Origin of the sequence: Kitasatospora sp. NPDC057198 (genome assembly GCF_042670125.1) — a bacterium.
In the GTDB taxonomy this organism is placed as follows: Bacteria; Actinomycetota; Actinomycetes; order Streptomycetales; family Streptomycetaceae; genus Kitasatospora.
The window spans coordinates 1-9,639 of record NZ_JBHUWH010000313.1; the positions used below are offsets into that span (position 1 = coordinate 1).

Annotated in this window: 12 protein-coding genes; 4 read left to right on the plus strand and 8 right to left on the minus strand. The window is 77.7% G+C overall.

Features of this window, described 5'->3' with window-relative positions; translation table 11 throughout:
* The first annotated feature begins 114 nt into the window (after positions 1-114).
* The 3 genes from ACFUEL_RS28005 to ACFUEL_RS28015 all read left to right on the plus strand — a co-directional run bounded on the left by ACFUEL_RS28005 (position 115) and on the right by ACFUEL_RS28015 (position 2,171).
* Positions 115-777 carry an HAD-IIIA family hydrolase gene (locus tag ACFUEL_RS28005; protein WP_380239546.1) on the plus strand — a complete coding sequence of 221 codons (663 nt, stop codon included), beginning with the start codon at positions 115-117 and terminating at the stop codon, positions 775-777.
* Positions 778-1,091: 314 nt separating this feature from the next.
* Positions 1,092-1,328, plus strand: a complete 237-nt coding sequence (locus tag ACFUEL_RS28010; protein WP_380239547.1) for a DUF6296 family protein — start codon at positions 1,092-1,094, stop codon at positions 1,326-1,328.
* 42 nt (positions 1,329-1,370) lie between these two features.
* Positions 1,371-2,171: an aminoglycoside adenylyltransferase domain-containing protein gene (locus tag ACFUEL_RS28015; protein WP_380239548.1), complete on the plus strand. Its 801-nt coding sequence runs from the start codon at positions 1,371-1,373 to the stop codon at positions 2,169-2,171.
* Between the two features lie 91 nt (positions 2,172-2,262).
* On the opposite strand, the gene ACFUEL_RS28020 is transcribed toward ACFUEL_RS28015, so the two are convergent.
* Positions 2,263-2,799 carry a type 1 glutamine amidotransferase domain-containing protein gene (locus ACFUEL_RS28020; RefSeq protein WP_380239558.1) on the minus strand — a complete coding sequence of 179 codons (537 nt, stop codon included), beginning with the start codon at positions 2,797-2,799 and terminating at the stop codon, positions 2,263-2,265.
* 229 nt (positions 2,800-3,028) lie between these two features.
* On the opposite strand from ACFUEL_RS28020, the gene ACFUEL_RS28025 reads away from it, so the two are divergent.
* Positions 3,029-5,536 (plus strand): SpoIIE family protein phosphatase, encoded by a 2,508-nt coding sequence (locus ACFUEL_RS28025; RefSeq protein ID WP_380239549.1) that lies wholly within the window; start codon positions 3,029-3,031, stop codon positions 5,534-5,536.
* Positions 5,537-5,565: 29 nt separating this feature from the next.
* Here ACFUEL_RS28025 and ACFUEL_RS28030 read toward each other — a convergent pair whose 3' ends face one another.
* The 7 genes from ACFUEL_RS28030 to ACFUEL_RS28060 all read right to left on the minus strand — a co-directional run.
* Positions 5,566-6,138, minus strand: coding sequence for a hemerythrin domain-containing protein (locus ACFUEL_RS28030; RefSeq protein WP_380239550.1), 573 nt, complete (start codon positions 6,136-6,138; stop codon positions 5,566-5,568).
* A gap of 243 nt (positions 6,139-6,381) precedes the next feature.
* Positions 6,382-6,612, minus strand: a complete 231-nt coding sequence (locus tag ACFUEL_RS28035; protein WP_380239551.1) for a DUF6213 family protein — start codon at positions 6,610-6,612, stop codon at positions 6,382-6,384.
* Between the two features lie 46 nt (positions 6,613-6,658).
* Positions 6,659-6,958, minus strand: a complete 300-nt coding sequence (locus ACFUEL_RS28040) for a CDGSH iron-sulfur domain-containing protein (RefSeq protein ID WP_380239552.1) — start codon at positions 6,956-6,958, stop codon at positions 6,659-6,661.
* On the minus strand, positions 6,945-7,598 hold the full coding sequence (locus ACFUEL_RS28045) for a HemK2/MTQ2 family protein methyltransferase (RefSeq protein ID WP_380239553.1): 654 nt from the start codon (positions 7,596-7,598) through the stop codon (positions 6,945-6,947). The genes ACFUEL_RS28040 and ACFUEL_RS28045 overlap by 14 nt, the downstream gene beginning before the upstream one ends.
* Positions 7,599-7,685: 87 nt before the next feature.
* Complete coding sequence (locus ACFUEL_RS28050; RefSeq protein WP_380239554.1) at positions 7,686-8,816, minus strand: YbdK family carboxylate-amine ligase; 1,131 nt, start codon at positions 8,814-8,816, stop codon at positions 7,686-7,688.
* The gene (locus ACFUEL_RS28055; protein WP_380239556.1) at positions 8,813-9,313 is read right to left on the minus strand and encodes a flavin reductase family protein; all 501 of its coding nucleotides are present in this window, start codon (positions 9,311-9,313) and stop codon (positions 8,813-8,815) included. Before ACFUEL_RS28055 ends, ACFUEL_RS28050 begins: the two co-directional genes overlap by 4 nt.
* A partial coding sequence (locus ACFUEL_RS28060; RefSeq protein WP_380239557.1) for an iron-containing redox enzyme family protein occupies positions 9,310-9,639 on the minus strand: 330 nt, incomplete at its 5' end. The genes ACFUEL_RS28060 and ACFUEL_RS28055, both read right to left, overlap by 4 nt.

The following is a 9,639-nucleotide window of genomic DNA, read 5'->3' on the forward strand; positions in this document are numbered from 1 at the left end:
AACCCACCGAGGAGGAACTGCGGGACGTCGGCGGTCTCGCCGCGCAGCGGATCGACCGCGCCCGGCGGGCCCGCCAGGGGGTTTGAGACCGGCGGCCCCGGTCAGCCGCTGGGCATGGAGTTCACGACGGAGTACCTGGAACCGCTCCCCACCGCCGACCGCTGGTCGGCGGGCGGCGGGCCGCGACCGTCCGCGCCCTGGGTGGTGGCGCGGGACACGGGGGGTCGGCGGACGGCGGGGGACGGGAGCGGCGGGACGGCGGTGCTGCTCGACCAGGACGCCGTGCTGATCGAGGACGTCGCCTACAACGGCGACCCCGGCCGGGTCTACCCCCGCCCTGGCGCCCGCCGGGCGGTCGCCGAACTGCGGGAGATCGGCGTGCGGGTGGGAGTGCTCACCGCGCAGCCCGGGATCGCCCGCGGGGTCCTGACCCGGCGCCGGATCGAGATCGTCCAGCACCGGATCGAGGAACTGTTCGGCCCGTTCGACGTGTGGGCGGTCTGCCCGCACGGCCCGGCCGAACACTGCGGCTGCCGCGAGCCGGCCCCCGGGCTGGTCCTCGCCGCGACCCGGGCGCTGCGGGTGCCGCCGGCCCGCACCGTCGTCATCGGCGGCACCGGCGCCGGATTGGTCGCCGCGGCCGAGGCCGGCGCGCACGGCCTGCTCGTCCCCACCGCGCTCACCCGCCCCGGGGAGATCAGCGCGGCCGGCCGCCGCCGGGCGGCGGACCTGCCCGGAGCGGTACGGCTGGTGGTCGCGGGCGGAGTGGTGTGCTGAAAGGACGGGCAGGGCTGGCGAGTTGAGGGACCCGCGGGCCGAGGGGCCCGCGGGTTCCGGCGGTCCCGTCCGACGCCGTGCGGGCGGCAGCGGAGGGCGTCGAGTTCCAGCACCCCGGGACCACCGCGCCGGGGCCCGCGGGCCGGGGACAGCAGGCCGGGGACAGCAGGGGCGCTGGGGACAGCAGGGGCGCCGGGGCCGGAACGGGCGGTGGCGGACGGGGGATTGCGGCAACGCCCCCCGGGGTATGCGCGGGGCGCGGGCCCGCCGTCGTGGGCCCGGTGGGTCGTGGAGGAACAGGACAGGTGGGCGTCATGGACGGGCCGCACGGGTACCGGATCGCCGTTCCCGGACGGCCCGGGGGGCACGCGCCGCAGGTGATGGTGGTGGTGTACCGCTCCTCGGAGACCACCGAGGAGGGCCTGGCCGTGTACGCGGGAGCGGACGGGCTGCGGGTGACCGTGCACGGCTCGGTGGCCTGCTTCCTGGAGCCGTACCCGCCCGGCCTCGCCCACCCCTACGGCTACGCCTATCCGCTGGCCGCGGCCTGAGCGGCCTGAGACGTCCTGCCGGAGACGGGCCATACTGGCCGGATGGGCACGGAGACCGAGTCGTTCCGCACCGTCCCCGCCGAGGTGCGGCCCTACCTGGCGGAGCTGGTGCGCCGCACGCGCGCGGTGTGCGGCCCCCGGCTGACCGGAGTGGTCGCGGTCGGCTCCCTCGCGCTGGGCGACTACCGGCACGGCCGCAGCGACGTCGACGTCACGGTCCTGCTGGCGGGCCCGCCGCCCGCCGAGACCCTGCGGGAACTGGCCGAGGCCCTCGACCACCGGCGGCTGCCCTGCCCGGCGGCGGGCCTGGAACTCGTCGTCTACGCGGCGGACTTCGCCCGCGTCCCGTCCGGGGAGGCCGGCTACCTGCTGGACCTCAACACCGGCGCCCGACTGCCGGGCCGGGCCGCCCTCGACCCGGCCGGGGGGCCGTCGTTCTGGTACGTGATCGACCGCTCGGTGGCCCACCAGGACGGGATCGCGCTGTACGGCCCGCCCGCACCGGAGGTGATCGCGGATCCCCGGCCGGCGGACCTGTACGCCGCGATCCGGGCCTCGGTGCGCGAGCACGACGACGGCCAGGGGCACCTCGCCGACAACCGGGTCCTCAACGGCTGCCGCTCCGTGGTGTACTGCCGCACCGGCCGCTGGTTCGCCAAGCGCGACGCGGCCGGGCAGGTCGCCGCCGCGGAGGAGGAGTTCCGCCCGCTGATCGGGGCCGCGGTCCGCAGCTTCGAACGCCCCCGTGTCGGGGCGCTGTCCCTGCCCGGCCCGCAGGTCCGGGAGTTCCTCGGCTGGGTGCGGGCCCGGGTCGACGAGCGCGCCGCGGCGGTCGGCGCCTGACCGGCCGTTGCCGGGGCTGAGGCGGGGGTGGTGCCGGGCCGGGGACGGGGACGGGGCCGTTGCCGGGCCGGGGACGGGGCCAGGGGCGGGGTCAGGCCGCGGCGAAGGCGGTGACCAGGGCGCGGTCGAAGGCCGGCAGGTCGTCCGGCTTCCGGCTGGAGACCAGGGTGTTGGGGCCGTCGGTGCAGACCACCACCTCGCGGTCGACCCAGTGCGCGCCCGCGTTGGCCAGGTCGGTGCGCAGACTCGGCCAGGAGGTCATGGTGCGGTCGCGGACGACGTCGGCCTCGACCAGCGTCCACGGGCCGTGGCAGATCACCGCGACCGGCTTGCCGCGGCCGAAGAACCCGGCGACGAACTCCACGGCCCGCTGGTCGGTGCGCAGGAAGTCCGGGTTGGCGACGCCGCCGGGCAGCACCAGGGCGTCGAAGTCGGCGGCCGAGACGTCCGTGACGACCGCGTCCACCATGAACGGGTCGGCCCGGTCGAGGTGGTGGAACGCCCGGATCTCGCCCCGCTCGGTGGAGACCAGGCGCGGGGTGCCGCCGTGGTCCAGGACGGTCTGCCACGGCGAGGTCAGTTCGACCTGCTCGGTGCCCTCGGGCGCGACCAGGAACGCCACGGTCAGGCCGTCCAGCTCGGCCAGCCGGTCCGACTCGGCGGCGTCGGTGGTCTCGGTGGTGTCGGTGGTCTCGGTGGGGGTGTCGTTCACGGCGGTGCTCCGTTCTCCGGTCGTGGGGGCGTGCGGCGGATCCCCCGTGCGGGGCGTCTGGCCCGAACGGCGCCCGGCAAACCGGCGTGAAAGGTGCGGATCGGGCGGATGATCGGCATAGGGTGGAGGCCGGGCGGAGGAGGCGGTGGACGCGGTGGACGGTGAGCGGGCAGAGCTGGAGGCCACGGTCGACCGGCTGCGCACCGAGCTGGAGGGCGTGCGCACCGCGATGCGGACCCGGGCCGTGATCGAGCAGGCCAAGGGCGTCCTGGTCGAGCGGCTCGGCTGCGCGCCCGAGCGGGCCTTCGAGGAGCTGGTTCGCCGCTCCCAGGACGGGAACCGCAAGCTGGCGCTGGTCGCCGCCGAACTGGTCGCCGCCGCCGCTCCGCCCCCGGCCGCCCGCGAGACCCCGGCCATCGACGAAGCCCCGGCTGCGTCGGCCCCCGGCGTCGGACCGGCCCGCGCGCCGGAGGAGCTCGTGCGACCGGAGGACGGAGGCAGGGGCGAGGGTGGGGAGAGCGGGGACGAGGCTGTGCCGGCGTCCCGCTTCCACCTGGCCGCCGCCGCGCTCGCCGCCGCCACCGACCCCGACGAGGTCGCCGAGCAACTGCACCGGACGGCCCTCGGTCCGCTCGGCGCGCAGGCCCTCGTCCTCGCCGTGCGCGAACCGGACGGCGCGCTGCGGCTGATCGGCGCGTACGGGGTGACGGCGCAGCAGCTCAGCCAGTGGCAGCGCATCCCGCCGCTCACCCGGGTGCCGCTCACCGAGGCCGTCCGCACCGACCGCCCGGTGTGGGTCGGCGACCGGCGCGAGTTCGCGTCCCGCTACCCCGACCTGACCGGCGAGGACCTGGTGCCCGGCACCACCGTCTGCGCCCTCCCGCTGCACGCCGGGGGGCGGCTGCTCGGCGCGCTCAAGATCGGCTGGGCGGACCGCTACCACCCCGCCCCGGCCGTCACGGCGCACCTGGCCGCGCTCGCCGACCTCGCCGCCGACGCGCTGCTGCGGCTGCCCGACCCCCTGCCGGCCGCCGCCCCGTCCGCCGTCCCCGCCGCGGTCCCCGGCGGGCTGGACCCGGCCGGCGCCCCCTGGTTCCGGGCCGTGCTGGACGACCTGCTGGACCCGGTGCTGCTCCTGCGCACCGTCCGCGACCAGGACGGGAAGGTCACCGACCTACAGGTCGAGCACGCCAACGCCAGCACCGTCGACCTGGCCGGGCGGGACGCCGCCGACCTGCGCGGACGGCGGCTGACCGAGCTGTACCCGGGCATGGTCGCCTCCGGCACCCTCGACCGTCTGCGCACCGCCGCCGCCGACGGCATCCCCTACCGGGGCGAGGCCGAACGGTACGTCGAGACCGTCGCGGGCAGCACCCGCTCCAGCGCGATGACCGTGCGCGCCATCCCGTTCCAGGACGGCCTGCTGCTCACCTGGCGGGCCCACGACGAGCGCGACCGGCGGATCGCCCACCTCGCCCAGACCGGCCGGCTGGCCCGGGTCGGCACCTGGGAGTGGCGCCCCGGCGAACGCCGGATCACCTGCTCGGACGGCGTCCCGCAGCTCTTCGGCGCCCCCGCCGGCACCGAGGGCCTCGACCCGCGCGCCGCCCTGGACGCGGTCGTCCCCGCCGAGCGCGAAACCGTCCGGGCCGCCGCCCGCGCCCTGCTGGACGCCCGCGCCTCCGTCACCGCCGACTTCGCCGTCCGCGCCGCCGACGGACGGCGCGACCTGCGCGCCCTCGGCGAAGCCACCCGTGCCGACGACGGCCGCCTGCTCGCGCTCAGCGGTGTCGTCCAGGACGTCACCCCCTGGCGGCGCGCCGAACAGGCCCTCAACGACACCCGCGACCGCCTCGCCGACCAGCGCCGCCGCACCGAGGACGAGCAGCGCGCCGTCCGCGCCCTCCAGCAGGCCCTGATGCGCGCCCCCGCCGGCCGCCCCGTCCCCGGGCTCGACAGCGCCGCCCGCTACCTGCCCGCCGAACGCGACCGCAAGGTCGGCGGCGACTGGTACGACCTGCTCGACCTGCCCGACGGCACCGTCCTGCTCGCCGTCGGCGACGTCTCCGGACACGGCCTGGCCGCCGCCGCCGTGATGTCCCAACTCCGGTACGCACTACGGGGGATCGCCTACGACGGCGCCCCGCCCGGACAGCTCCTCGACCGGCTCGACCGGATGCTCTGCCACCAGCGCGCCGACCACATCGCCGCCGTCACCGTCGCCCGCCTCGACCCCCGCACCGGGCACCTCGCCTGGGCCCGGGCCGGCCAGCTGCCCCCCGTCCTGATCCACGACGGCACCGCCCGCACCCTCGACCCGCCGCCCGGCCTGGTCCTCGGCGTCACCCCCCACGCCCGCCGCCCCACCGCCGAACTCCACCTCGCCCCCGGCGACACCCTGCTGCTGCACACCGACGGCCTGGTCGAACGGCGCGGCGCCGGGAACGGGGGCGGAAGCGGGAACGGGGGTGGGAACGGAAGCGGGAACGGGAGCGGGGCGGACGCGGGTACCGCCCGGCTGCTGCGCGCCTGCACCGACTACCGGGCCGCCCCCGACCCGGCCGCGCTGGTCGACCACCTGCTGCGCCGCCTCGGCGGCCCCAACCCCTTCGACGACATCTGCCTGCTCGCCGTCCGCCGCCGCGACGCCTGAACCCCGCCCGGTTCCGGCACGTCCGGGGATCAGACCCGGCTGGAGTCGCCGAAGCGGAAGCGCCGGTGCATCCGCTCGCGCCAGGGCAGTTCGGGGGCCACCAGCTCGTCCGGCGGGGCCTGCGCCAGCGGGCCGGGGAGCGGCATGGCGGAGGCCGCCGCCTCGGTGGCCCTGATCTGGGCGCCCAGGGCGGTCAGGCGCACCGGGTCGACGTGCTCGCGCACCGCCGGGAACACCCGGGCCTCCTCCTCGCCGAAGTGCCCGGTGGCCGCCTCGACCAGCCGGGCCACCAGCCGGTCGAACTCCGCCGAGCCCGCCGCCGCTCCGCGCAGCTCCCGGACCAGGGCGCGCAGCGCGGCGTGCGACTGCAGGCCGTGGTCCACCGCGTCGTCCCCCGGCGGGTGGCCGGCGCGGGCGAGCGGGTACAGGTGCTCCTCCTCGGCCGTCAGGTGCCGCACCAGGGCGTCGGCGGTGACCGCCGCCAGCCGGCAGCGCCGCAGGTCGCCCAGCGGCAGTCCCGCGAGTTCGCTGAAGCGCACCCGCAGCACCTCGTGATCGGTCGTCAGTTGTTCCAGCAGGTCGGGCTCGGGTCGGGCCGCCATGTCCGCGCACCTCCTCGAATCGTCCGTCCCCTCCTCGGCGCGCGCCTGCCCATCGGCGCCGTGCGGAAACACCAGCCGGACCGGGCTGCGGACGGGGCGGGAACGGGGTCGGAGCGGGATTCACGGGGAGGGGGCTGCGGGCCGGGATCGCGGGTCGGGGTCACGGGCTGGGGACGCCGTCCGGCGGCCCGTTCCCGGGGTGCCCCGTCCGGGAGCCGTGACCGGGCGGGCGGGGCGGTCGCCTCACTCCTCGTCGCTGGCGATCTCGATGCAGGCCAGGTCGATCTGGTCGGCGAGTTGGCGGACCAACTCGGCGAGGGTGCCGGTGGTCGCCGGGTCGAGGCCGCTGTCGGCCTGGCCTGCCCACTCCTCCCACTCGCCGGGCAGTGCCCGCAGCAGTTCCACCACCTGGAGGGCCGGAATGGCCAGGCCACCCGACAGCCCGCAGATCACCGGAACACTGATTTGTCCCACGGAGCCCACCTCCTCCTGCGCTCGCGTACCGTTCGACGTCCTGCTCTCATCCGGGCGTCTGCCCGGAGTCCCCCGGGGGAAACGGTGGCGCGTCGCCGCGGGGGCGGGGGCGGCGGGCGCGGTGGCTGGTGTCGCACAGCGGGTAGCGGCGGCTGCGCCGACAGGTGCAGACCGCGACGACCGGGCGCTCGCAGTGCAGCACCGTGCCGTCCGGGAGCAGCAGGTCCACCGGGCCGTCGATCAGCAGCGGGCCGCGCTCGGTCAGCCGGACCCGGGGCGGCGGCGCTCCGGGTCCGGGCCCCAGCCCGGCGGGCGGCGCCGGGCCGCCCGGGTCAGTCGCGGACACCGCGGATCACCACCAACTCCTCGGTGCGGACGCCCGGTTCGATCAGCCCGGTGTGCTCGAACCAGCTCGCCCGAGCGGTCATCACCGGCCCGAACCCCTGCAACCGCCGGGCGGCCACGGACGTCCGCAGCCCGGCCGCGCGCAGCCGCCGCACGGTGGCGCCCGGGTCGGCCAGCGAGGACTGCACCAGCAGCAGCACCCCGCCCGGGGCGAGCAGCGGCGGCACCCGCCGGCACATCAGGTCCAGCAGCAGCCGCCCGTCCGGCCCGGCGTCCCAGGCTCGGGCCGGGCCGGACCTGGGCGGCGGCCCGGGGTGCGGGGAGGGCACGTACGGGGGGTTGCTCAGCACCAGGTCGTACCGGCTGCCGCCGGCGGGTGCGGTGAGGTCGCCGCGCCGCACCCGCAGCGGGAGGCGGTGCAGGTGGGCGTTCAGCCAGGCGGTGGCCAGCGCCAGCCGCGACAGGTCCACGGCGGTCACCCGGCAGCCGCGCCGGGCGGCGGCCAGGGCGAGCGCGCCGCTGCCGGTGCCGAGGTCCAGGCACCGTGCGCCGGGGCGCACCGGCTCCCGGCCGAGCACGTCCAGTAGCAGGTCGGTGTCCCCCTGGGCGGGGTACACGCCGGGCGGTCGTAGGAGCAGCATGGGTGCGCGTATGCCCTGCGGGCGGCCGGCGACACCTCGGGCAGGGCAGGGCAGGAGAGCGGGGCAGGAGGGCGCGGGGCGCGGGGGTCAGTCGGGGTGGGTGGTGCGGTGGGTGAGGTCGTCGACGACGGCGGAGAGGTGGCCGTGGCGGGCGAGGGCGGCACGCTGGCGGTCGGCGCCGCAGCCGGTGGCCAGCAGCTGCGCGGACAACTGCTGGGCGAGGCCGAGCTCGTGGGTGCGGCGCAGCGCGGGCGCGGTGAACTCGACCAGGTCGGGCAGGAGTCGGCGGGCCGGACGGAGGCGGCCGGTGAGCGGGTCGGGCAGCCGGGCGTCGAGGGCGGCGGTCGCGGCGCGGCGGTGGGCCAGACGCAGCGGCCGGTCCGGTACGGGCAGCGGCCGGGCCGGGGTGCGCGGGTCGAGCAGGGTGTGGGCGAGGGCGCGGAGCAGGACGGCCAGCAGCAGGACGGTGTCCAGGTCGGCGTTGCTGTCGGCGATCCGCACCTCCAGGGTGGGCAGGTGCTCGGACGGCCGGGCGTACCAGTACAGCATCCGGCGGTCGAGGACCACCCCGTCCGCGAGCAGCCGGTCCAGCGCGGCGCGGTAGCCGGGCTCGTCCAGCACCGGGGCCGGGCCGAAGGTCGGCCAACGGGCGTACCGGTCGGGCCGGTTGGCGGCGGTGCCGTGGTCGGTGCCCTCGCAGAACGGGGAGTTGGCGCAGAACGCCTGGAACAGCGGCAGCCAGCCGCGCATCCGGGCGCTGAGCGTGAGCGCCTGACGCTGCGTCAGATCGCCCAAGTGGACGTGGCAGCCGGACAGTTCGGCGCCGATCTGGTCGGCGACGCCGTCCACCCGCTCGGCCAGCAGCAGGTAGCGGGGCTCGGGGGTGACGGGCAGCGGGTGCCGGCTGGGCAGCACGGGGGTGCCGGTGGCGGTGAGCCGGCAGCCGGCCCGGTCCGCGGCGGCGGCCAACGCGGCCCTGGTGTCGGCGAGTTCGGCGCGCAGCTCGGTGGCGGTGGTCACCGGCCGGGTGCAGCCCTCCACCTGGGTGGCCAGGAACTCGTGCTGGGCGCGCGGTCCGAGCGTCCGGGCGGCGTCCGCGACCACCTCCACGGCGGCCGGCACGGTGACCCGGCTGCGCGGGCCGGTCAGCAGGAACTCCTCCTCGACGCCGAAGCGGAGCAGCGGCGGCGGGCGGCGGGCGTCCGGTGCGGCGCTCACGCCGGGTGCCCCGGATCGAGGCCGACGACGTCCCGCAGGGTGAGCACGGCGGGCGACGGCGGTCCGGCCCCGCCGCCGGCCAGCGGGGCGAGCAGGAACCCGGTGTGGTCGCCGCCCTCGGTCCGGCCGACCACCCGTCCGGCGAACCAGGCCGCCGCGTCCGCGAGCACCGGCACCCCGGCCGGGCCCGGACGCCAGGAGGTCCGGACGAACTTGTCCACCTCGTCACCGGTGTACGCGCCGAACAGCCGGGCCAGGGCCGCCCCGGCGTCGTCCGCCGGCAGCAGGTGGACGGCCAGCACCGCCGCGCGGGACGCCACCCGGTGGGTGCGGTTGGCGTGCGAGAGCCACACCGCGAACCGCTCCGGGCGGATCGAGCACTGCGAGCCGAAGCCGACCAGGCAGCCGGCCCGCTCGTCCCCGGCCGCGGCGGTGACGACGTACACGGGCGGGTCGAACAGGCCCAGGAACGCCCCGGCGCCGTCCGCCGCGTTCATCGCCGGGCCCCCTCCGGCTCGCCGGGTGCGCCCGGCCCGGCGTTGGGTACGTCCGGCACGGCGGATGCGCCCGGCCCGGCGGATCCGTCGGGTTCGTCGGGCAGGGGCGTGCGCAGCGAGGAGGCGCCGGAGCGCCAGGAGGCCATCAGGTGCTCGGCGAGTCGGTCCTCGGCCCGGACGTAGGCCAGTGCGCCGAAGGCGATCTCCGGGGCGGGGCACTCCGACGGCCGGGCGAGCAGCGGTTCGATCACGGTGTGCCGCACCAGCTGCTCGTGGACGGCGTCGGCGAGGACGTGCTCCCGGTAGAAGAGCGTCCCGCGCGGCGA